The organism is Lysinibacillus sp. A4 (assembly GCF_024919535.1).
Taxonomy (GTDB): domain Bacteria; phylum Bacillota; class Bacilli; order Bacillales_A; family Planococcaceae; genus Lysinibacillus; species Lysinibacillus capsici.
The window spans coordinates 36,786-60,142 of record NZ_JANWTB010000009.1; the positions used below are offsets into that span (position 1 = coordinate 36,786).

Annotated in this window: 23 protein-coding genes and 1 other annotated feature; of the genes, 13 read left to right on the plus strand and 10 right to left on the minus strand. The window is 36.5% G+C overall.

The window, feature by feature from the left end:
* Window positions 1–2: 2 nt before the first annotated feature.
* Window positions 3–650: a response regulator gene (locus NY607_RS17605; protein WP_048391803.1), complete on the plus strand. Its 648-nt coding sequence runs from the start codon at window positions 3–5 to the stop codon at window positions 648–650.
* Between the two features lie 48 nt (window positions 651–698).
* On the opposite strand, the gene NY607_RS17610 is transcribed toward NY607_RS17605, so the two are convergent.
* A complete protein-coding gene (locus NY607_RS17610; RefSeq protein ID WP_259420068.1) occupies window positions 699–1,820 on the minus strand; it encodes a response regulator in 1,122 nt (373 codons plus the stop codon).
* A 555-nt stretch (window positions 1,821–2,375) separates the two neighbouring features.
* Here NY607_RS17610 and NY607_RS17615 point away from each other — a divergent pair.
* Together NY607_RS17615 and NY607_RS17620 are read left to right on the plus strand one after the other, a co-directional pair.
* Window positions 2,376–3,302 (plus strand): helix-turn-helix transcriptional regulator, encoded by a 927-nt coding sequence (locus tag NY607_RS17615; protein ID WP_048391799.1) that lies wholly within the window; start codon window positions 2,376–2,378, stop codon window positions 3,300–3,302.
* A gap of 65 nt (window positions 3,303–3,367) precedes the next feature.
* Window positions 3,368–4,105 (plus strand): effector binding domain-containing protein, encoded by a 738-nt coding sequence (locus NY607_RS17620; RefSeq protein ID WP_048391797.1) that lies wholly within the window; start codon window positions 3,368–3,370, stop codon window positions 4,103–4,105.
* Between the two features lie 17 nt (window positions 4,106–4,122).
* Here the strand turns inward: NY607_RS17620 and NY607_RS17625 are convergent, their stop codons facing one another.
* From NY607_RS17625 to NY607_RS17640, 4 genes are all read right to left on the minus strand, one after another.
* The gene (locus NY607_RS17625; RefSeq protein ID WP_048391796.1) at window positions 4,123–5,025 is read right to left on the minus strand and encodes a cation diffusion facilitator family transporter; all 903 of its coding nucleotides are present in this window, start codon (window positions 5,023–5,025) and stop codon (window positions 4,123–4,125) included.
* A 190-nt stretch (window positions 5,026–5,215) separates the two neighbouring features.
* The gene (locus NY607_RS17630) at window positions 5,216–6,535 is read right to left on the minus strand and encodes a hemolysin family protein (protein WP_004230815.1); all 1,320 of its coding nucleotides are present in this window, start codon (window positions 6,533–6,535) and stop codon (window positions 5,216–5,218) included.
* 428 nt (window positions 6,536–6,963) lie between these two features.
* Entirely contained in the window at window positions 6,964–7,380 is a 417-nt protein-coding gene (locus NY607_RS17635) for a hypothetical protein (RefSeq protein ID WP_131521082.1), read from the minus strand.
* Window positions 7,381–7,551: 171 nt separating this feature from the next.
* Complete coding sequence (locus NY607_RS17640) at window positions 7,552–7,755, minus strand: YheE family protein (RefSeq protein WP_131521237.1); 204 nt, start codon at window positions 7,753–7,755, stop codon at window positions 7,552–7,554.
* A 208-nt stretch (window positions 7,756–7,963) separates the two neighbouring features.
* Between NY607_RS17640 and NY607_RS17645 the strand changes: the two genes are divergently transcribed.
* The 4 genes from NY607_RS17645 (at window position 7,964) to NY607_RS17660 (ending at window position 11,304) form a co-directional block, all read left to right on the plus strand.
* Window positions 7,964–9,106: a DUF445 domain-containing protein gene (locus NY607_RS17645; protein ID WP_131521083.1), complete on the plus strand. Its 1,143-nt coding sequence runs from the start codon at window positions 7,964–7,966 to the stop codon at window positions 9,104–9,106.
* Window positions 9,107–9,121: 15 nt separating this feature from the next.
* The gene (locus NY607_RS17650; RefSeq protein ID WP_004230811.1) at window positions 9,122–9,469 is read left to right on the plus strand and encodes a YlbF family regulator; all 348 of its coding nucleotides are present in this window, start codon (window positions 9,122–9,124) and stop codon (window positions 9,467–9,469) included.
* Window positions 9,470–9,610: 141 nt separating this feature from the next.
* Window positions 9,611–10,273 (plus strand): ribonuclease H family protein, encoded by a 663-nt coding sequence (locus tag NY607_RS17655; protein ID WP_259420069.1) that lies wholly within the window; start codon window positions 9,611–9,613, stop codon window positions 10,271–10,273.
* A gap of 119 nt (window positions 10,274–10,392) precedes the next feature.
* Window positions 10,393–11,304, plus strand: a complete 912-nt coding sequence (locus tag NY607_RS17660; protein ID WP_237898693.1) for a copper amine oxidase N-terminal domain-containing protein — start codon at window positions 10,393–10,395, stop codon at window positions 11,302–11,304.
* Window positions 11,305–11,354: 50 nt separating this feature from the next.
* Here NY607_RS17660 and NY607_RS17665 read toward each other — a convergent pair whose 3' ends face one another.
* Window positions 11,355–11,753: a hypothetical protein gene (locus tag NY607_RS17665; protein WP_054548655.1), complete on the minus strand. Its 399-nt coding sequence runs from the start codon at window positions 11,751–11,753 to the stop codon at window positions 11,355–11,357.
* Between the two features lie 165 nt (window positions 11,754–11,918).
* Here NY607_RS17665 and NY607_RS17670 point away from each other — a divergent pair, with 165 nt between their 5' ends.
* Window positions 11,919–13,424 (plus strand): coproporphyrinogen III oxidase, encoded by a 1,506-nt coding sequence (locus NY607_RS17670; RefSeq protein ID WP_131521087.1) that lies wholly within the window; start codon window positions 11,919–11,921, stop codon window positions 13,422–13,424.
* Between the two features lie 22 nt (window positions 13,425–13,446).
* Here NY607_RS17670 and NY607_RS17675 read toward each other — a convergent pair whose 3' ends face one another.
* Entirely contained in the window at window positions 13,447–14,544 is a 1,098-nt protein-coding gene (locus tag NY607_RS17675) for a CdaR family transcriptional regulator (RefSeq protein ID WP_259420070.1), read from the minus strand.
* Window positions 14,545–14,709: 165 nt separating this feature from the next.
* On the opposite strand from NY607_RS17675, the gene NY607_RS17680 reads away from it, so the two are divergent.
* From NY607_RS17680 to NY607_RS17700, 5 genes are all read left to right on the plus strand, one after another.
* A complete protein-coding gene (locus tag NY607_RS17680) occupies window positions 14,710–15,849 on the plus strand; it encodes a glycerate kinase (RefSeq protein ID WP_103118804.1) in 1,140 nt (379 codons plus the stop codon).
* Window positions 15,850–17,196, plus strand: a complete 1,347-nt coding sequence (locus NY607_RS17685) for a GntP family permease (protein ID WP_048391781.1) — start codon at window positions 15,850–15,852, stop codon at window positions 17,194–17,196. It begins immediately after the preceding gene.
* A 69-nt stretch (window positions 17,197–17,265) separates the two neighbouring features.
* The gene (locus tag NY607_RS17690; protein ID WP_237898690.1) at window positions 17,266–18,456 is read left to right on the plus strand and encodes an MBL fold metallo-hydrolase; all 1,191 of its coding nucleotides are present in this window, start codon (window positions 17,266–17,268) and stop codon (window positions 18,454–18,456) included.
* Window positions 18,443–18,691: a DUF3006 domain-containing protein gene (locus NY607_RS17695; RefSeq protein ID WP_048391776.1), complete on the plus strand. Its 249-nt coding sequence runs from the start codon at window positions 18,443–18,445 to the stop codon at window positions 18,689–18,691. Before NY607_RS17690 ends, NY607_RS17695 begins: the two co-directional genes overlap by 14 nt.
* Window positions 18,692–18,822: 131 nt before the next feature.
* The gene (locus NY607_RS17700) at window positions 18,823–19,611 is read left to right on the plus strand and encodes an HAD family hydrolase (RefSeq protein ID WP_259420071.1); all 789 of its coding nucleotides are present in this window, start codon (window positions 18,823–18,825) and stop codon (window positions 19,609–19,611) included.
* Between the two features lie 44 nt (window positions 19,612–19,655).
* Here NY607_RS17700 and NY607_RS17705 read toward each other — a convergent pair whose 3' ends face one another.
* From NY607_RS17705 to serA, 3 genes are all read right to left on the minus strand, one after another.
* Complete coding sequence (locus tag NY607_RS17705; protein ID WP_259420072.1) at window positions 19,656–20,579, minus strand: hypothetical protein; 924 nt, start codon at window positions 20,577–20,579, stop codon at window positions 19,656–19,658.
* The gene (locus tag NY607_RS17710) at window positions 20,569–21,063 is read right to left on the minus strand and encodes an RNA polymerase sigma factor (protein WP_259420073.1); all 495 of its coding nucleotides are present in this window, start codon (window positions 21,061–21,063) and stop codon (window positions 20,569–20,571) included. The genes NY607_RS17705 and NY607_RS17710 overlap by 11 nt, the downstream gene beginning before the upstream one ends.
* A 105-nt stretch (window positions 21,064–21,168) precedes the next feature.
* Complete coding sequence (serA, locus tag NY607_RS17715) at window positions 21,169–22,782, minus strand: phosphoglycerate dehydrogenase (RefSeq protein ID WP_131521096.1); 1,614 nt, start codon at window positions 22,780–22,782, stop codon at window positions 21,169–21,171.
* A 159-nt stretch (window positions 22,783–22,941) separates the two neighbouring features.
* Window positions 22,942–23,183: a binding site (T-box leader), on the minus strand.
* Window positions 23,184–23,357: the final 174 nt, after the last annotated feature.

A 23,357-nucleotide genomic window follows, 5' to 3' on the forward strand; every position in this document is an offset into this window, starting at 1 on the left:
ACATGATACGTGTATTAATTGCAGACGATCATCACGTGGTGCGTAGAGGACTACTGTTTTTCTTAAAGACACAAAAGGATATTGAGGTTGTTGGAGAGGCAAAAAATGGGCACGAAGCGGTTGCATTAGCAGAAAGCATTCAACCAGATATTATCTTAATGGATTTAGTCATGCCTGAAATGGATGGCATTCAGGCGACTAAACGCATCAAAGCGAAATTTCCACAAATAGAAATTTTAATGCTTACTAGCTTTTCTGATCGAGACCATGTGGTGCCAGCAATGGAGGCTGGAGCGGCAGGCTATCAGTTAAAAGATATTGAGCCAGATGAATTGGTCTTATCCATTCGTCGTATTATGCGTGGTGAAAACACTTTACATCCTGAAGCAACGACAACGCTTGAAATGGATCGCCAGGAATCACAGAATGCACCCCATTTATTAAATCCGCTGACACCTCGTGAGCAGGATGTGCTAGCAGAGCTTACAAAAGGAAAGAGTAATCGGGAAATTGCATCCTCACTATTTGTCACAGAAAAGACGGTGAAAACCCATATTTCGAATATTTTTACAAAGCTACAGGTACAAGACCGTACACAGGCAGCACTGTATGCTGTTAAGCACGGGCTAACTGAAGGTAGTGGGATATAAATAAACGGCGAGCTTCTACTCACTTAGAAGCACTCGCCGTTTTTTACATTATTTATGTTGAACAAATAATTTTTTAGATATCTCTAATAATGTAGAGCTAGGTGTTAGTGCTAAATCTTCCTCTAGTCTTTGCGTATATGTTTGGAAAATTTTGAGTGCCTGTTCATGAAGCCCTGCCTGTATTAACGTATATAAATAGTGCTCAAGTTTTTGTTCATTATAGGGATCATACTCTATTAATGCATGTAAAAATTCCATAGCTCTTTCAGTATCTGAAAAGACCGTTGTTTGAAACCCTTTTTCTAATAGCTCTATGTATGATTTCATTAATTTATCTTTATAGGGTGTTGACCATTCATAATCATCAAAAACAAATAAGCCATTCTTATAAATAGAAAGACATTGATTAATCAAAGAAATAGAAGGAAATTCAAGTCTTGAAAAATCCTCATGAAGTTTTTGAAAATCGTATAAATCACATACGATATTTGGCTTTTCGAAGATATAGTATTTATTTGAAAAGACAATACAGTTTTCGTAGCCAATTGTATTTAGAGTTTTCCTTAAATAAGATAGAGCTGTATGAAGATTTGATTTGGCTCGTACATAATCTAAATCTGGCCATAGAATTTCAATTAAATAATCTCGATGAATCGGTATATTTGGATGCAAAATAAAATAAGCAAACAATTCTTTTGTCTTTTCTGTTTTAAATGCCACTAAACTATTGTTACTATAGACGGCAAATTGATCGAAGCATTGTACATTTAAGACAGTTTGTGTAGCCTGTTGAAGCATTTGCTGAATGGAAAATTCATGCTCAATACGGGCTACAGTTTTTTCTAAACGGGCATGACTGATAGGCTTTAATACATAGTCGAGACTGCCAATTTCATAGGCTTGTAATGCAAATTCATGATAGGCGGTAATGAAAATTACACTGACTTGTGGGCGTTCCGTTTTGATAATATCAGCAACTTCAAGTCCTGATAATTCCTGAAGTTTTACTTCTAAAAAGATAGCCTCAAATTCCATAGTTGGTAGTTCATTCAGAAATACTTCTACGCTTGTAAAGGTTTGCATCACCTGTATTTGTTGAAAGGCATGTAGTTTATTTTGAAAATAGTGTAAAGCTAACGGTTCATTGTCTATTAAAACGGCTCGAATCACATCAAACTCTCCTTTATACAATTAAATTAAAAACATTAAACTCTAGTTCATTTTGGGTGAAAAGGCTTCCTATATATAGTGAAGGGCAAGAAAAGTGAAAATCACTCAACTTTTCTATTAAAAATTTGATGCCAGAAAAAAGCAATTTATGGTGTAGTTCTTTCACGGGTGAGAGTCAATGAATCCCGATGTGTTTATCACATCGCGTCAAATCCATTCAAAGAAAATTTCGCCGTTCATTATATAGAAGAAAAAAGTTTTTTAGTTTGTGTTAAGAGAATTGAAATAATTGCTTAGGCGTTAAAATCAAACTATTCTTATACAAAAATGAAACAACATAGTATTGTTAATGAAAGTTGCATATGGGCATAAGCCTTGTTTTTTCTTTTATTGTTAAAATAGTATAATTGTTGTAACAATAATTAGGCGTTATTATAGTACATTTGTCTTAAAAAATACTCAAAAAGTACTTAAAAAATACTTAAAAAGATAGGTTATTAATTAAAATAGAAGTATATATAGGAAAAATGGGATGGCAAGAAAGGAGATTTTACCATGAAATTAGAAAGACTTCTAACCATGACGATGATATTAATCAACCGTAAAAAGGTTAAGGCACAGGAATTAGCAGAGTTATTTAATGTTTCGATTCGTACCATTTATCGAGATATTGAAACATTGAGCTGTGCTGGTGTACCTGTTATTAGTCAGCAAGGTGTAAATGGTGGCATTAGTTTAATCGATGGTTATCGTGTTGATAGGCAAGTGTTGACGAAGGATGAGCTCACGTCACTTTCTATTGCGATTAAAAGTGCTTTGACTACCTATGAAGATTCCCACGCTGAAGCCGTGCTCGAGAAAATAACGAGTATTGCTGATGATCATGTAAAACAATCGATGGACCATCTATTTGTTGATCTTAGTCCATGGGGACCAAACGCTCTCTTTAAAGAGCTTATTACGACGCTCAAGACAGCTATAGAGAATAATCGTTGCATAAGCTTTCATTATTCTACTACTTATGGTGAACAAACAAGCCGAATAGTCGAACCACATACAATTGTTCAAAAAGGGAAGATATGGTATTTGTATGGCTATTGTACATTAAGAAAGGACTTTCGTTTATTTAAGCTTGCGCGAATGAAACATTTGCTTCAAGCTGATTCTACCTTTGAGCGTAAGGAAGTGAATTTAAGTGAACTCCCTTGGGGTAAAGAATGGCATCGACCACAAAACGTAGTCGATTTAGTCATTTCTTTTGATAAAGACATTACAACATTAGTGGAGGAATCCTTTGGTGCAGAACATATAGACCATGAACAATCCATGATTTATATATCTATACCCGAAGATGAATGGCTTTATGGTTTCTTGTTAAGCTTTGGGCATCGCATTAAAATTATGGAACCACTTTATATAAGAGATATTATTCAAAAACGAGCTTTAGAAATTGTTCAATTATATAAAAATCTAAATAATTGATGACAGACAGTTGTCAGGTTTCCTTTGCTATAGTAAGTACAAATAAAGCGAAAGGTGGAATGACGATGCAAAGCTATTGTCAAAGCTGCGGTATGCCTTTAGTAGAAGAGGCATTATTGGGTACTGAAAAAGAAGGGGAAAAAAGTCAGGATTATTGTACATATTGTTACGAGGGGGGCGAGTTTAAACAACCCCAGTTAACAGTAGACGAAATGATTGAAATTTGTGTACCGCATCTTATGGAAGGTGGTATGCCAGAAAATGAAGCACGTAATATGCTGACTTCCTTTTTGCCAAATTTAAAGCGATGGAGAAAATGTGAGTGGCGAGAACCAAAAGTAGTTGAATTAAACTCATTTAACATCGTGGGTATTTCAACTCAAACAAGTAATGCCAATGAAATAACAGAGCAAGCTAAAATTCCGCAATTATGGGATCACTTTTATCAGCAAAATATTACGGACCAAATAGCCGAGCGAAAAAATGGTCATGTCTATGGTTTGTATTCAGACTATGAGACGGATGTGAATGGTAATTATACTCTTACACTAGGTGTAGAAGTAAATAATGATGACATTCAAGCTAATTTAGTAGTAAAAAAGATTCCAGCAGCTAAGTATCTAGTTTTTACATCTGATAAAGGCATGATGCCTGAAGTTGTCATTCAAACTTGGCAAGAGATTTGGGCTTGGTTTGCAAATTCTAAAATTGAACGAACGTATACAGGCGACTTTGAACTGTATGATGAACGATGCGCTAATCCACATGAATCACAAGTGGATATTTATATAGCTATTAAATAAGAAAAGTCTCCTACCAATCAATTGGTAGGAGACTTTTCTTCGTTTTGTGGAGGAATGATATGTGGCTCAATATGCACAAGAACCTGACAAAAGCGATTTTCACGCATAATGGTATGTTCGATTTCTTCAGTTATGCGATGACTTTCAAAGACATTTAAATAAGGATCTACTGTGACAGTTACGTCAATGAAATACATATTGCCATGGGCACGTCCTTTAAAGTCTAAAAGCTCCATTACCCCGTCCACGTTACGGATTAAGACCGATAACGTTTCAACTTCATCAATATCAAATGCATCTGTAAGACTTTGAACAGCTTCCCAAAAAATTTCTACTGCTGTTTTAATAATTAAAAGGGCAACAATGAGAGCTGTAAGTGAATCAATGATCGGAAAGCCGAAAATGGCTCCAAAAATACCAATGGCTGTACCGATGCTGACAAGTGCATCAGAGCGATTGTCAAAGGCAGCAGCTTTAACAGCGGCACTCTTAATTTTCTTTGATAGTGCCAAATTATAGCGATAAACCACATACATGACAACTGCACTACCTATTGCTACATAGGCTGTTAACAGTGAAGGTGTTGTACCAGTGGGCTCCCACAAGCTTTTTAGGGAACTAACTAATACTTGGAGACCGACAACAAGCATAATGAACGATGCGACTAAAGAGGCAACAGTCTCAGCTCGTAAATGTCCGTATTGGTGGTTGGAATCAGGTGGTCTTTGGGCAATGCGTAAACCAACCAGTACCGCGATGGAAGCAATGATATCAGTTGTGTTATTTAAACCATCTGCTTTTAGGGCCTCAGATGTACCAATGTAGCCTATTGTAAGCTTAGCAGAGCTTAGGATTAGATATGTACCAATGGATAGCCATGCACCTTTTTCCCCTTGACGTAAATTTGTATAGAGCTCCATTTTGTTTCCTCCTCGCAAAACTTTCGGACATTAGAAAACGACCCCCTTTTAAAAGGGAGTCGTTTCATCTATTTATTACGGTCGTTGCTCCCACCTATATAAGGTGTGAAGAAAAGATCATATTTATAGCCTAGATTATACAAGCGTGCTTCTAATAGTACCACGACAAGTATGGCAAATCAATTCAATTTTAGTCAATGACTGCGTCATATTCATTTGATAAATCACTGTTAGGTAATTTCAGAACTTCTAAGTATAAAATATGGTGACCATCTAATTCTTTTGCGATAAATTCAAAACCTTGCTCTTCAATACTGTCACCTTCGACTGCATCAAAACGCTTCGTCATGAACCAACCACCGATAGTATCAATATCATCATCTTCTATGTCAGTACCAAGCATATCATTTACATTTTCAAGAAGCATCTTAGCATCTAAAATAAAATGATTTTCTGCAATTTCTTGTACTTCCGGGATTTCGTCTTCATCAAATTCATCTTGAATATCGCCGACAATTTCCTCAATAATATCTTCAATCGTCACTAAACCAGATGTTCCGCCATATTCATCCATTAAAATGGCCATATGAATACGTTCACGTTGAATTTTTAGTAATAGATCGTTAATTTGCGTTGTTTCCATCACTCGAATAATAGGTTGCATATAATCAATGACTGGCTTATCACCATTTTTAGGATCTTTAATGTAAGCGGTTAATAAATGCTTCATGTTAACTAATCCAATAATATGATCTTTATCTCCATCCAGAATTGGATAACGAGTATATTGCTCAACACCCATTAAATCAAACACTTCTTTAATTGTTAGCTCTTTTTCTATGCCGACAATTTCAGTTCGAGGAACCATAATTTCTTTTGCAAGACGATCAGAGAACTCGAAAATACTGTTAACATATTCATATTCTGAGTTATTAATTTCTCCACCTTTTAAACTATCCGACAAAATCATACGCAGCTCTTCCTCTGTATGAGCAACTTCTGATTCTGACATCATTTTTAAGCCGAAAAGACCTGTTAAACCACGGGCAGAGCCATTTAATAGCTTAATGATGGGATAGGTAATATTGTGGAAGATAATTAATGGGCCAGAAAAGTTTAATGTGACAAATTCTGCTTTTTGGATGGCTAATGTTTTTGGCGCCAATTCCCCAATAACAACATGCATAAACGTAACGATTGAGAATGCAAGTATGAATGAAAGGATAGATGTAATACTACCATTCAAATTTAGAAATTCAAACACTGGGTGTAAAATGATTTCAAATGTAGGTTCACCTAACCAACCTAAACCAAGTGCAGTGATGGTAATACCTAACTGGCATGCAGATAAGTACTCATCTAAATCTGAAACAACACGTTTTGCATTTTTCGCTTTTTTATGCCCTTCCGCGAGCAATTGATCAATGCGGGTAGATCTCACTTTTACGATTGCAAATTCAGTTGCAACGAAAAATCCAGTCATTATAATTAGTAGGGCGAATGCCGCCAACCTAATGGTTATCTCCAATATGTCTCCGTCCAAATAATTCCTTTGTTCCCGCCCGAATGAGGGAAGTAAACAAAGTGTACACCTCCTATGATTTAAAAAATTGTTGGATGTTTCAATCATAAATTATTTAAAAGAAAAACACAAATATTGACAACAACTTTTTCACTTGTTTTTCATGGATCTTTTGTAAAAATGCAACTAGATTCAAATACCAAAAGATTGTAATTACCATGGCTATATGCTAACTTTAGAAAGATCAAAGATAGTTTGTTTAGGGAAAGAAGCATTTTGCATCTCATATAATACGACACGTCAAAAATCTCAAGAGTGCTTTAGCTTGCGGATTTTTTTAAATGAATTATTTTTTATAGAAAGGGGGGAGTCTCAATCATCATTTGAGACTCCCCCTTTCTAAATGTTTGACCTATTTATTCTTGCTGGAAGCGTAATTTTAAACACGCTTTTTCAACGTCATGAACCGTTTCCTTTAAAGGTATTTCACCTGTAAGCGGAGCGATAGATACAGGTGCTTTTTCCGTTATGCCTTGCTGTGTTAAAACATAGTTCTTATTATTATACGTTAAATAGAACGTTTTAATCGATTTCTTGCCGAAAGAGCTAGTAGAAGAATCAAAGAAGCCCTTTAGTTGACTGCAATACTCATTGTAAAAGTCGCTTTTATAGCCAGAAAGTTCCTCGAATTTCTTACTATTAACAGCACCCGCTTCATCCACTAATTCGAATATTTTAGCGGAAAATTCTGAAAAAAATTCTTTTACTTTTACACGAATTAACGCTTTTGAATTATAGCTATTTAAGTCATCCGAAAGTGTGACTTTACTCATTGAAATGGCCCCCTGCATAAAAAACATTTACTATTAAGCTGATATCATAAATGTATAAGAAAAATATACAAATTTCAACAGGATTCAACATAATTAGCTTAAATGGCGTGCTATTAATAGTAAATATAGGTATTTTTATACGGGATCACAACGAAAAATTGACTATCAAATTCAATCGTATACATGAAACAGCATAAGTTCATGTATCATTTTTTTAACAACCTCCTCGTCTGATGGAATGGCTCCTATCCACTCAATCGTACCGTCCTTTAAATATTCCCCTTGGTATCGTTCTCGTTGATAAAAAAACGAAATAGACCACCCAGGTAGTTGCGTGTTTTCAAATAGTGGTTTAAAACTGAAATGTTGAATCATCATCAAACCTCGCTTCTTATAGTATGTAGTCATATTATTCAAGTATAAAGGTATTTTTGCAACTATTCACTTTTCATAGAAGTAAATAGGATGAGATTGAAATTCTAAAGGGGTATTTCTTTCGTTGAAAATCATTGCTCTGCTATAATGAGTGCAGAAGGCGACAAAATACGCCAATCTTGAATACAATTGAAATGAGAGGATACTAATGGATAATTTTATAGTGACATTACTTTTTATGGCTATCATTGGGGCTGCAATTGGGGGCGTTACAAATCACTTAGCCATTAAAATGCTTTTTCGTCCATATAAAGCGATATATATTAAAAATTGGCGTGTACCGTTTACACCAGGCCTTATACCCAAACGACGTGATGAATTAGCTAAACAGCTGGGTCTTACAGTAGTTAATTATTTACTAACACCTGAAACATTTAGAAAAAAGTTTTTCTCTAAGGATATTCAAGACAAAGTAGAACACTTTGTGCAAACAAAAGTTGAAGAAACAATCTTTACAAACGACAAAACAATTCAGGATTGGCTAAACTTAGCTGGGTTTGCTCATCTACCTACTACCATTGAACAGAAGGTTGAAGCAATTGTTGAGGGACAATTTTCGTCAGTAAAGAATACACTATCAACAAAATCAATTCGTACGCTCCTATCAGATGATATCCAAAATACAATTGATGCTAAAATTCCAGTAGCAGTTCAGCACATTTTAGAAAAAGGCGAGGATTATTTTTTATCACCAGAAGGTGAAATGACGATTAAGGCAATGATTGATGACTTTTTATCATCAAAAGGGTCTCTAGGCGGCATGATCAATATGTTCTTAGGTGATTCCTCTTCATTAGTTGGGAAAGTTCAACGTGAGCTTGTGAAGTTTTTACAAGCACCAGGAACAACAACCTTACTAACAAAAATATTTTCGCAGGAATGGGAAAAACTTAAAGATCGACCAGCTATGGACTTTTTGCAAGATGTTCAATTTGACCCCATTTTATCGAAATTACAAGTGTACGTGAAAGAACAATTAGCAATCTCTGAACGTTTAAATCAACCGATTTCTTATTATTGGCCACAAGGAAATGACTGGGCGAAGTATACCGTGATTCCACAAGCTATAGAAAAAGCTTTTGTGAAGGCAGAGGAAAAACTTGAGGATGTACTAAAACGTTTAAACTTACAAGAGGTCGTGCGAGAGCAGGTTGACTCATTCCCAGTAGAGAAATTAGAGGAGCTTGTATTAGGTATTTCAAAACGTGAGTTTAAAATGATTACTGTATTAGGTGCAGTGCTTGGTGGATTGATTGGGATTGTGCAAGGCTTGATTGTTTACTTTATTTAAAAGGAGATTGTATGAATGATTAATATTTATAATGACATTAATGCGCTAGAAGCAACTTTCCGTAAGATTCCAGAATTTGAAGCGTTAAAAGCTGCTGTTGAAGTTGTTAAAAATGATGAAGAGGCATTAAATGTCTTTAAAAACTTCCGTAAAATCCAAATCGAATTACAGAAAAAGCAATTAGCTGGTGAGGATATTTTGGAAGATGAGCTTGTCTATGCACAAAAAGCGGCACAGCTTGCACAGCAAAATGAAAAAATTTCAACGATGCTTGAGGCAGAAATGAAGGTAAGTAAAGTAATCGAAGAAGTAAATCGCATTTTAATAAAACCTATCCAAGGTTTATATGAAGGAATTCAATAATAGGTGATAAGCGCAATTTAAAAAGGAATAATTTTTCTAGGAATTGCACATATAACAAGTGAGAGGAAAACGTGTATCCGCTATTGGTCGGTACACGTTTTTGCTTTATGTACCAGTTAAAGAGTATGGGAGGTTATGAATATGCATGTCATCATTGAATGGACCTATAAAACACCAAAAGGAGCAACAACAGTTTTACGTTCAGCTGAAATGCCTGCAGCTCAAGCATTTTTACTTGCAGAGGATATGGAAAGAACGGGAAGGGTAAAATCGCTACATTGTGTTGATCGGCAAGATACAAATTGGTCACTTAAAGAGCTAAAAGGATATTTAAAGGAAATTGATACAGAGCCTCATAATATTACGCTCTATTTTGATGGAGGTTTTGATCGTGGGACAAGGCAAGCAGGACTAGGCTGCGCCATTTATTACGAACAAAATGGTAAACCTTTACGATTGAGAAGGAATGCCTTTTCGTCTGAATTGAAATCAAATAACGAGGCAGAGTATGCAGCGCTTTATTTAGCCTTAGTAGAGCTAGAACTTTTAAATGTCCACCATTTGCCTGTGCGTATTATAGGAGATTCACAAGTGGTCATCAATCAGCTGAATGGGGAATGGCCAGCATTGGAAAAAGAACTAGCAAGCTGGGCAGATAAAATTGATGCTAAGCTGGAGCAACTTCACATTCAAGCCGAATATCAGCTTGTTTCACGTAAGGATAATTCAGAAGCGGATCGCCTTGCTACTCAAGCTTTAAATGGCATCGATATTACTGGTTTGAGCGAGATTGTTAAAGAATAGGAATAAGAGGTGGCAGTAGATACTGCCACCTCTTTCTCATAAAATCCTCGGTTTGCACTGAAACTTTTTCCATTTTAAAACTACTACTACTATGAATCCAAACAATAAGGAGAGATTTTATGAACATGAAAAAAATAGCACCTGCAGCTATGTCTGCATTATTATTTGGAAGTGCCCTTGTACCAGTAGCTTCAGCAAATGAGCAGCAATCTACAGAAGCGGAGGTACCACAAATACAAATTGATCCCGTACACATTTTTAATGATACTCGTGGTACTGTGGAAGATGTTCGTGTTGGGGAAAATATTACATATTACACAGTAAAAGAAGGCGAGCAAACAAATGTATTAGAAATTACTAAAGATACTCTCGTGTTCGACAATACTGGGAAGAAAGTGGAGCTACAAAAGGGTGATAAAGTATTAGCTTATACCTTTGCTAACAAACCGCAAAAATATATTTATCCACCACAATTCAATCCAGAGGTTGTCATCGTTGAAACAGAAGAAGTTGGTTTTGTAGAAGTGGATTATTTCTTTGAAGATTTAACTAATACGTATGATATTTTAAAATTAAATATTGGGAAAGAAACAGAGCTATTCAATGAAAAAGGTGAAAAGGTGGACGCTAAAGATTTAGCAGAGAAGCATCTGATTGTTTTCTATACGGCCTCTACTAAAAGTATCCCAGCTCAAACAACACCATCTAAAGTAATTGTACTGAACGATGATTCCTCAACTACTAAGAATCCAATACATGAAGAAATTGATAATATTATCGCATCAGATTCTTATGAAGTAGCTGGTACAAAAATGGTGCCATTACGTGTGATCGCTGAAAAGCTTGGCTTCAAAGTGGATTCTACAGGCAAGGGGGCAATCCTTTCAAAAGGGAATATATCTTACACAATTACTCGCGGTGAAAAAACATTTGGCTATAATAAGGCATTACGTACACTAACAGTCGCACCGACCTTAAAAGATACAAAGACATATGTACCTGTTGAATTTGTGGATGAATATTTAAAATAATTAAGAAAATAGTATGCCAACAATGCTTGGCATACTATTTTTATTTGTGGTTACTCAGCCATTGCTAGAGCGTAATGGTTCTTTGAGGAAATAAAGGCTGGATACTTTTTCGCAAATTGTTGGAGACATTGTTTAAAGGATATTGTACTCATGAAGTTTTTAGCTAATACCATTTCATCTGAATACAATAAAAATTGCTGAAAATGCTGTTGAATAAATACCCTTGTCTTTTCATAATGCTTGTTAATTGAAATAGCGCCATAGATTTCTTGTTGATCAATAATATAAATAAAATCACAAAGTACTTTATGTGTGCCGTAATTAAGTTTTACCGTGACATATAATGTTTTTTCGTCACAGCGCTCTAAATCAAAATGGTGGAATGCTACTTCTACTTGATGAATAAAGCTCGAAACAGATGTATAATTGTCATTTTTTAAAATAAACATTCTCGACACCACCTTTTCTGAAAATTATAATGACAAAAAAATAGTTTGTCTATATTTAAACTGAATATTCTGTTATTTTATAGATTCTAATTGTTATTTTGCTTATAGTCATAGAAATTTGTTAAACTTAAATCTGCAATATATAAAAGAAGAGAGCGAAACGAAATGAAAATTATTCATATAGATCAAAAATATCCTGAAGATTGGATTCGCGTATTAAATCATATTGCGAATTTATTTTTTGAGGATTCCAAGCTGAAGGTTGAACCAATGGGAGCAGATATGTCTGCTTCATTTGACTATCAGACTGGAGACGATTTTTCCATTTCTACAAAAGCAAACTTGATTGTAGATGGTAAGCAATACACGAATGAGTACAGTATTCAATATGATTCCCCAGCAACAGATCGTGAGCTAAATATTCGCATAAAACGTGCATTGTCACATGTATTTTTAGATGTTCTTGAACAGCATACTGGAGTGCATCAGCAATGGGGGATTTTAACGGGTGTACGCCCAACAAAGCTGTATCATAAATTTAGAAAAGAAGGTAAAAGTGAGCAAGAAATTGCTGATCTATTAATTCGAGATTTCCGCTTATCAAAGGAAAAAGTTGGACTATTAAAGGAAATTGTGGACCGACAACTAGTGACCATTCCTGATCTTGATGCCATTGGAGAAGAAATCAGTGTTTATATTGGTATTCCATTCTGCCCTACCAAATGTGCATATTGCACTTTCCCAGCCTATGCGATTGGTAGCAATCGTAAGCAGGGGCGTGTTACGACTTTTTTAGATGGCTTGCATATTGAATTGCGCGAAATGGGCAAATGGCTGAAGGACAATGATATGAAAATCACCTCCATTTATTGGGGTGGTGGTACACCGACTTCAATTGAGGCCGATGAAATGGATGCCTTATATCAAACGATGTTTGAATCATTCCCTAACCCTGAAACAATTCGAGAGGTGACAGTTGAAGCAGGAAGACCTGATACCATCACACCAGAAAAATTAGAAGTACTAAAAAAATGGGGTATTGATCGTATTAGTGTAAATCCACAATCTTATACTGATGAAACATTAAAAGCAATTGGTCGTCATCACACGGTTCAGGAAACCATTGATAAGTTTTGGCTTGCAAGAGCATCAGGTATGAATAATATTAATATGGATCTTATAATTGGGCTACCGAATGAAGGGATTGAAGAATTCCAACATTCATTAGAGGAATCGGCAAAGATGCAGCCAGAGTCTTTAACTGTTCATACGCTATCATTTAAACGTGCATCAGAGATGACGCGTAATAAGGATAAATACAAAGTAGCCGACCGTGATACGGTAGCTGAAATGATGGAAATGGCCCAAATTTGGACAAAAGAAAATGATTATGTTCCATACTATTTATATCGTCAGAAGAATATTTTAGGTAATTTAGAAAATGTCGGCTATAGTAAAGCGGGAGAAGAAAGTATTTATAATATCGTTATTATGGAAGAAGTGCAGACAATCTTAGGAATTGGCTGTGGGGCATCCTCAAAATTTGTTCATCCCGAAACAGGGAGAATTACACAATTCCATAATCCGAAAGATCCTGCTGCCTATATCATGACCTTTGAAGAGGCTATTGGGAAGAAAATAGAATTTTTAAATGAATTATATAAGGCTTAATGATAAAGGCAATCTGATCTGTTCAGATTGCCTTCATTGTTTGTAGTGTTCGTAATGTACAGGCCATTTTTAGCAGAACAGCATCCTCAAAGTATTGCGGATCATAGCCTGTTAATTCCCTTATTTTATTTAAACGATAAGTAAGTGTATGTCGATGAATATTCAATTGCTGAGCACAATGCTTTAGCTGTAAATTACAATCAAAAAACGATTGTAATGTTTCCAATTGTTTAGCGTCTAAATTTTTGAGTACACGACGGTAAAATGCTTGTACCTCCTCCGATTCACGAGGTTTAAAAAGGGAATATAACTCGACATCTTCAAAAAAAGTCAATTCATTATTGATTGCAGCAAATTTTAGAGCTGTTTTGGCACCTTGGTAGCTATAGGGAAGCTGAGATAAATGCTGAACCACAGGCCCTACACCAATTTGAAGGGAGGGAAGTTTCTGCTTCTGCTTACGCAGTGCTTTTATAATAGGACGGCAGCTTTGCTCCACACAATTTGTTAGTAGGATATAGTATTCCTGTAATTGGCTATGACCAGCAAGAATAGGCTGTTTGTAAAATAGATCCTCAAAAAAGAAGGGTATTGTATTTTCTGCGTAGGATGCTTCATTTAAGCTCACTAAAATCACCTGAAAAGGGCCCGAAAGAGCAAATGGTAATTTCTGAATCCGTTCAGTTAAGGTTCCGTCTAGCTTACTTCCATGAACGAGTGCTTCAAATATGTAATCGTTATTCTTTCGTTGCCATTCGCTTTTAGATTCAACAATCGCTTGATGGGCCATAATCTCTGTTGTGAGTTGAACGAGATTAGCAATTTCAAGCATATCCTCTGAATCTCCTGTAATACCTATAACACCTACAACCTCATCTTGGTACATAATTGGCATATTGATGCCTGGTTTTGTGTTTGGATAAAGTGCTATATTTTCCTCATTTATAATTAGAGTCTCTTTTGTCTGTGCTACGTATAGTGCACCTTCATGAATATTTTCCACCCTCATTTTATCCCCAGAAGCTAAAATGACTCCACTTGGGCTGATAACATTAATATTGTGACGCAAGCGCAACATCGTTTGATGGACGATGTCTTCTGCTAACTTTTTTGTCAACATGTTTATACACCTCGCATAAAAAACAGCCTGTTATATGACAGATAAATTGTACACCTATTATAATGTTTTCTGAATTTATTGTCATTATAATAAATTGTAAGCGCTTAACTTAGGGATATGAAAATTTACGTAAATGTCAATGGACGACATAAGTGGAGGTATAACATGAAAGTTATCATTAGTCCAGATTCCTACAAGGGTACTCTGTCAGCAGTTGAAGTAGCAAAGGCAATGCAAAAAGGAATCTTAGATGTGGATCATTCAATTGAAACAATTATACTACCAGTGGCAGATGGTGGTGAAGGTACACTGCACTCACTTATTGCCTCTACAGATGGTCGATATTGCTCAGCAACTGTGCTTGATCCATTGGGAAGAGCTATCCAGGCTCAATATGGTGTACTGGGCGATCAAGTAACCTGTGTAATAGAGATGGCTCAAGCATCTGGTATTATGCTGTTACAAGAAAGTGAGAAAAATCCTGAACTTGCTACATCTTATGGCACAGGACAACTAATTAAAGCCGCACTTGATCAAGGTTTTAGAAAATTTATTATTGGCATTGGTGGGAGTGCTACAAATGATGCGGGTACTGGTATGTTACAAGCATTAGGTGTGCGGTTATTATCAGCGGAAGGGGTGGAACTTGAGGCTGGTGTTTCTAACCTTATGCAATTAGATGTCATAGATATGAGTCTACTAGACACTAGATTAGCAGAATCCACATTTACGATTGCCTGTGATGTGGATAATCCGCTTATTGGTGAACGAGGAGCCACTGCCATCTTTGGTCCACAAAAGGGTGTTCAAAAACACCAGGTCGCTGAATTTGATCGTTGTTTAAAGCATTTTGCAGATATTGTTGAAGCTCAATTTGCTATACGATTACATGACTATAAAGGTGCTGGAGCCGCTGGGGGAATGGGGGGCGCATTAATCGCTTTTTTAAAAGGAACCTTCCATGCAGGAATTGACCTTGTGCTGGACGCTGTACAACTTCAGGCTCATTTAGCAGAAGCACAGTTAGTGATAACGGGTGAAGGAAAATCTGATCTTCAAACATTACATGGTAAGGCACCATTAGGTGTAGCAAAAGCTGCAAAGCAAGCGAATGTAGAGGCGATGCTGCTGTCTGGAGGAATTGATACCAAGGCAAATGCAGCATTACAAGCGTATTTTACAGTTGTTGAGTCATTGGTAGATGAGGAGATTGATGTGCAGCAGGCAATGCAAGAACCTGCACACTTTATTCGGTTAAAAACTAAAAGAATGATAGAGCGTTACTTACAAAAGGGGGATGTCTAGATGTTGTTCATTATTATATTAATAGGGGTATTATTTGTTGTCTTAGGAACAGCTAAGTTAAAGCTTCATCCGTTTTTAGCTTTATTAATCAGTGCTTTCTTCGTTGGAATTGCTTCAGGTATGCCATTGTTGACAGTAGTGGAAAGCATTAATACTGGATTTGGAGGCTTAATGACAAGTATTGGTTTAGTCATTATTGCTGGTACTATTATAGGCTTAATATTAGAAAAATCAGGTGCTGCTTATCGAATGGCAGAAGTAGTGTTAAGAATTGTAGGACCTAAACGTCCACAATTAGCGATGTCTTTAATTGGCTATATCGTATCCATACCAGTATTTTGTGATTCTGGCTTTATTATTTTATCCAGCTTGCAAAAATCATTAGCAAAGCGAGCAAATGTTACGATTGCATCTATGGCAGTAGCTTTAGCAACTGGCTTATTTGCGACGCATGTATTAGTACCACCAACTCCAGGTCCTATTGCAGCAGCAGGAAATATTGGCGCAGCAGATTATTTAGGAACAGTCATTGTCATTGGTTTATTAGTCGCGATACCAGCGACATTCGTAGGTTATCTATGGTCAGTAAAAGTTGCGACAAAAATTCGCGTTCCTGAAGATGAGGTAGAGGCATTAGATTATGAGGAAGTCATTAAATCCTTTGGTAAAATGCCCTCAACATTTAAAGCATTTTTACCAATCGTTCTGCCGATTGTGTTAATTGGTTTGGGTTCTATAGCAGCATTAGTTGGTGATACGGAAGCGACTTTCAATACCATCTTTAAATTCTTAGGTTCTCCAACAGTGGCCTTATTTTTAGGTGTAGCAGCAGCCTTTTTATTATTACCTGAAATCAATGAAACGACATTAACAGGTTGGATTGGCGAAAGTCTAAAAGAAGCAGCACCAATTTTACTTATAACAGGGGCTGGTGGTTCGTTTGGAACTGTTATAAAAAATGCTGGTGTTGGAGAAATGCTTCAAGAAATGGATTTAGGTATGTTTGCCTCAGGTACATTATTCCTTCTTGTGCCGTTTATAGTAGCAGCAGCGTTGAAAACGGCTCAAGGTTCTTCTACAACAGCTCTTGTGATTACATCTACTTTAGTAGCCCCAATGCTTGTGACATTGGGAATTGATGGAGCGGTACCATTAGCATTAGTGGTGATGGCAATAGGTGCAGGAGCAATGACAGTTAGCCATGTGAATGATAGCTTCTTTTGGGTGATTACGCAGTATAGTGGTATGGAAGTAACACAAGCCTATAAAGCCCAAACGGTGGCCACATTACTTCAAGGGCTTGTGACTATTATTATTACGATGATTTTATGGTGGATATTTGTTTAAAGTAAAAGGAGAGCAGCCCATGGCTAGCTCTCTTTTTGTATAATAGGAAAATAGAAAGGAAGTTAGTAGATGAAAAAAATAATAAAGGTATTACTCCTTTGTCTTTTTTTATTAGCCGGCTGTACCGAGGCAGTCAAGACAGAGAAAATTCCTGTAACAGCTGGTCATGAAATGCAGGTTCATTTTATTGATGTAGGACAAGGGGATTCTATACTGATCGAATCACCAAGTGGTAAAACGATGCTTATAGATGGGGGAGTGAAGGGCGCAGGGCAACAGATTGTCTCTTATTTAAAAGAACTTGGGATAAATAAGCTTGATATTGTAGTAGCAACACACCCAGATGCTGATCATATTGGAGGGCTTATTCCTGTATTAGATAACATGACGATTGAGCAATTTTATGATTCGGGAAAAGTACATACATCGCAAACCTTTGAAGAGATGCTGACACGTATCGATGAAAAAAATATTCCTTATCATGTGCCAAAAATCGGCGATGATATCGAATTTGATAAGGATGTAAATGTGAAAGTTTTAAATGCCAATGATCAGGCTACAGACAATAACGATGCCTCCATTGTCTTAAAAATGACTTATGGGAATGTCTCTTTTTTATTGACAGGAGATGCGGGAGTGGCATTAGAAAAGGAAATGTTGCAGTATGATGTGAAAGCAACAGTTTTAAAAGCTGGACATCATGGCTCTAACACAAGTAGCTCAGAGGAGTTCATTCAGGCTGTAAAACCAGAGGTCACGATATTAAGTTATGGAGAGGATAATAAGTATGGACATCCACATGCAGAAATTGTGGACCGTTTGCAGGCTATTGGTAGTAAAATATATGCCACCGCGGATTTAGGAACGATTACGGTGTCCACAGATGGGGTAAACTATACGGTGAACGGTAAGGAAACTTCTAGTGTAGAAACTGGTAATATACTATCTAAAGAAGAACCGACAACAGCTATTGAAATCGTTAGCAAGGATCTTGTTACTGAAATTGTAGGAATTAAAAATAGTGGACAACACGCAGTATCTTTAAAAGATTGGCAGCTTATTTCAATTGAAGGGCATCAAGTTTATAACTTCCCTAATCTTTCTTTACAGCCAGGGAAAACGATTTATATTACTAGTGGAACCAATGCACGGGAAGGGCAAAATTATTTGAAATGGACAACTAAACAAATTTGGTTAAACGCTGGAGATGCTGCGCAATTACGGAATGAGAAAGGGGAACTTGTAAGTGAGCTTGAGTAAATACACATTGGACCGTATTGAAGATGGCTATGCGGTTTTCTTAAAGTTTCCAGCAGAAGAGGAACAACTCATTATTTCACAGTCAGCCATGAACAAGCCTGTGCAAGTAGGTGATCGTGTTCAGATAGAAGAAAAAGATGGTATTTACCATATTGAAATTTTAAAAGAAGAAACACAGCAAAAAAGAGCAGACCTTCAGAGTTTAATGAATCGTTTACGAAATAAAAATAATTAATACATGACAAGCTGTAAGATTTGACGTACAGCTTGTTTTTAGATACAGGAATTGTACTTAAATTGTTATCCTAAATATTTCGAAAATATGCTAAAATAGTAGTATTAATCGGGAGCTAGGAGCGGACAAAAATGTCGATAAATACAATTATTTTTGATTTAGATGATACACTACTATGGGATAAAAAATCAGTCAAAACTGCATTTGAAAAAACATGTGACTATGCAGCAACAGTACATAATGTGAACCCTACTGAGCTAGAGGAAGCTGTTCGCCGAGAGGCACGTGCTTTATATGAGGGTTATGAAACATATGATTATACGGTATTAATTGGTATCAATCCATTTGAAGGACTTTGGGGAACGTTTGACGACTCGACGGACTCCTTCCAAAAAATGAAGGAAATTGTTCCTAGCTATCGTGCAGCGGCTTGGACAAAAGGGTTAGCTGCTCTTGGTATTGAAGATACAGCGTTTGGAGAGGAGCTAGGAGAGCGCTTTGTAGCCGAGCGTAAAGTAGTGCCATTTTTATACGAAGATACTTTTGCAGTGTTAGATGAATTAAAAGGAAAATATCAGCTTGTATTGCTTACAAATGGCGCACCAAGTTTGCAAAATTTAAAGCTAGAAATCACACCAGAAATTGCCCCATATTTTGATCATATTATTATTTCAGGTGACTTTGGTAAAGGTAAGCCGGACGCATCTATTTTTGAGTTTGTGATGGAGAAAGCAGGTATTATAGCCGACGAGGCAATTATGGTTGGCGACAATCTTAATACTGATATTTTAGGATCATCTCGTGTGGGAATGCGTAATGTATGGATTAATCGTGAAAGCAATATCGCCAGCGGGGCTGTGACACCTACCTATGAGGTGGATTCTTTGACAGCGTTGTTGGAGCTTGTAAATAAGCTATAGTATAAAAATGTACTGACCCTTCATGGAGTCAGTACATTTTTTTATTAAAAATAGACATTCAGTCCAAGGTATAAACATGTAAAAGCTATCGCTATACAAAGCTGAACAAGAGCGCTAGCAATTAAGTAACCCTTAGGTTCACCAGCCTTTTTACGATAATAGATTTGCATAAAGGAGTAGAGTGAGAAAAGGCCATAAATAATTGTTGCATGAATTGTATGGTGGACAAGATAGATACCAAATGAAATACCTCCAAACAACACGAGCATGATGGCATTGGCAATAGCATGCTCAACTGTCGCAGCGAAAAAGCGACGTTCTGTATAAGGCATTCTTTTTTTAGCAATCCATAGGATGAAATGCATAAGTAGGATGAAAATGTTCCCTAAAATAAGTTTCGTCGACCGCTTCTCATCATAAAAATAGCGTAGAGAGTCAATTGATTCTTCAATCAGAAAGGCTTGCTGGGTTTCAACATTGAAGAAAATCTTGTTATTGAGTACCTTCCATTTCTCTTGTGTACGGTCATTATAGAGAATCAAAATATCATAGATAGTACCACTTTTCCATTGACTAGCGGATATTGTTATAGGAGAAGCGTTGTCCCAATTCTGTTGTAGCTGTGTGATAGCCTTTGAATGAGCATAGCATTGCTGAGGAACATAAAGGCAAGAGTCCTTTGCTATAAAGGTTTCCTTGTTCAGATTCTCCTTTAAGTAGACTCGTTGGATTGCTTTGGAGGAATCCATTGTCGTAGGAGAATCAATCGGACGTTGAACAAAAGATAAAATTAATAAAGAAAGAACTACTATAAATAGTAATGTTACAGATGGGATTTTCCATTTATTTTTTGATTGTTGTTTATTAATTACTGAAGGCTCTGTCATATTGCGTAATATTTTTTTCTCCTGCTGATTAGATAATGTTAAATCATCTAAGTGTTGCCATGTCTTCTTATCATTCTTCATCCATTTCACCTCCTAGCTGTTTTTTTAATGCGACGAGTGCTCGTTTTAATGTGTTTTTTACTTTCCCCTCATTCCAGCCAAGAATAGCGCAGGTTTCTTCGATGGAAAGCCCCTCTATTTTGCGCAGAATGATCACATCACGATAGGTAATTTTTAGTTTTCGAATTGCAAGATACAGTATCTTGGCATCTTCTCGTTGCATCAGCCATTGATGAGGAGAAGGTGACGCTTGTTCTTCATGCTGTTGTAAAAAAGGGACAAACTGAATAATCCTTTTCCGACGATAATGATCATAGGCAAGGTTACGTGCAGTGCACCGCAACCAAGCGAGATCGGCTCCTTCTTTTATTGTTTGGTGATGGTTCAAATAACGGACAAAGGTTTCCTGTGTATAATCCTCCGCTAATTTTTCATCATTTAGTAAGTAATATAAGTATTTAAAAATGGTGTGATTATGTAAGTAAAATATTTCTTCTATGTTCAAGCTGAACACCTCCTTTTCTTTAAAGACGAAGAACTCATAGAAAAGTATCATTTTCCCAAAATAAAAAGCAGAGAGTAGAGACTCCCTGCTTCTTGTTATTATTAATTATAGGTTAATGGCTTTTACCTCATCAATGTTTTCAAGCTGTGCCACAAAAACTAAATCTTCTTCTGTTACAACATTATCAACCGTTAACATCATAACCGCTGTACCACCAACCTGCGCACGACCAACCTGCATTGTTGCGATATTGATTTCTTTTTCTGCAAGCTTTGTTGCTACACGGCCAATTGCACCTGGTTTGTCAGTATTTTTAATGTAAAGAAGGTGGCCTTGTGGAATGACGTCAACAACATAGTCCTCTACTTTTACAATACGTGCACCTAAACCGTTTAATAGTGTACCCGCTACAGTATGTGTTTCGTTAGCAGTAATAATTTCAATAGTAATTAAGCTAGTAAAGCCTTTTGCTGTTGTTGTTTTGTGCTCATTAATTTTCATACCAATACGTTCAGATAAGTAACGAGCATTCACATCATTGACATGATTACCATGATTTTTAGACAGTAAACCTTTTAACGCATTTGAAGTTAATGGACGAACATCATAGTTTGCTACTTCTCCAGCATAAGATAGGTTGATTTCTTTGACTGGCTCTGTTGTCACTTGTGATAGGAATGAACCAAGTTTTTCAGCTAATTCAAAGAAAGGCTCAACTTGTGCAAGAAGCTCTTTAGGTATAGATGGCATATTTACTGGATTTGTTACAGTCCCTGTTTTGTAAAATTTAATGATGTCATTTGACACGTCAACCGCTACAGATTCTTGTGCCTCGATTGTAGATGCTCCTAAGTGAGGCGTTGCGATAACTTGTGGTAAAGTCAGCAGCTTATGATCTGTTGCTGGTTCAGAAACAAATACGTCAAGAGCAGCTCCAGCCACTTTTCCTGCTACGATTGCATCATATAAATCGTCTTCATTGATGATACCGCCACGTGCACAGTTTATAATACGTACGCCATCTTTCATCATCGCAAATTTATCTTTATTAATTAGGTTGCGAGTTTCAGGTAGAAGTGGTGTATGAACTGTAATGAAATCAGCAGCTACACAAATTTCTTCAACCGTTGCTTTTGTTACACCTAATTCTTTGGCACGTTCATCTGTTAGGAAAGGATCATATGCCATAACACTCATACGTTGACCCTTAGCACGATAAGCTACTTCAACACCAATTCGACCAAAACCTACAACACCTAAAGTTTTATTTTTTAGCTCCACGCCAACATAAGATTTGCGATCCCATTTGCCATTTTTTAATGTATTAAAAGCTTGTGGAATATGACGGGCAAGTGAAGTCATCATCGCAATTGTATGTTCGGCAGCTGAGTTAGTATTACCATCTGGTGCGTTTACCACGATAATGCCGTGTTCTGTAGCAGCAGCAAGGTCAATATTATCGACACCAACACCAGCACGACCAATTAATTTTAGGCTTTTAGCTGCTTCAATTACTTCACGTGTTACCGTTGTTTGAGAACGAACAAGTAATACATCTACATCAGCAATTTTAGCGATTAATTCTTCTGGTGCTAAACCTGTGTCTACAATAATGTTTAAATCTAAATCTTGTTCCTGGCGTAATGGGAAAATACCATCCTCACTTAGTGGATCAGCGATAAATACGTTAATAGTTCTTGTTTTTGTTGCAGTAGTCATTATAATTAGCTCCTTTTTTATCATTATTGGCTATGGCTTTATTTACGATAGTCTGAAATTTGTAAAATTCGAACATCTTACAGCATACAAACAATCTCCTTTCTAAATCGAAGACAATATAAAAAGCCTTCCACGCCTTACAAACACAGTTAGTGTGTTGTAAGGGGCGAAAGGCTGTATAAACTTTGGTTCGCGGTACCACCCTTAATCACTGCTGGAAAATTTATTCTGGCAGTCTTAGCTATATGCGTAACGTGCATGAGACGGATAAGCTTACTTTTAAGTTGTTCAGCCTATCTATTCAGGAGTGGAACTATTATCGTAGAAATCACTGATTTGCACCAACCATCAGCTCTCTTTGGATTTTCTTGCGACTAGTGTGTCTCCGTCGTTATATTTTTTGTGATTAAATTTGTTAACATCATAATCCCTATTGTTCACCTTTGTCAACGATATTTCTTAAAAACTTTAAAAATGTTGACTTCAAAACTCTGAAAAATAACTAAAAACGAATATTTTGTATATATTTTTGTTATATAGTTCGTCTTTTTGGGGAGTACAATGAAAGCGCTAAC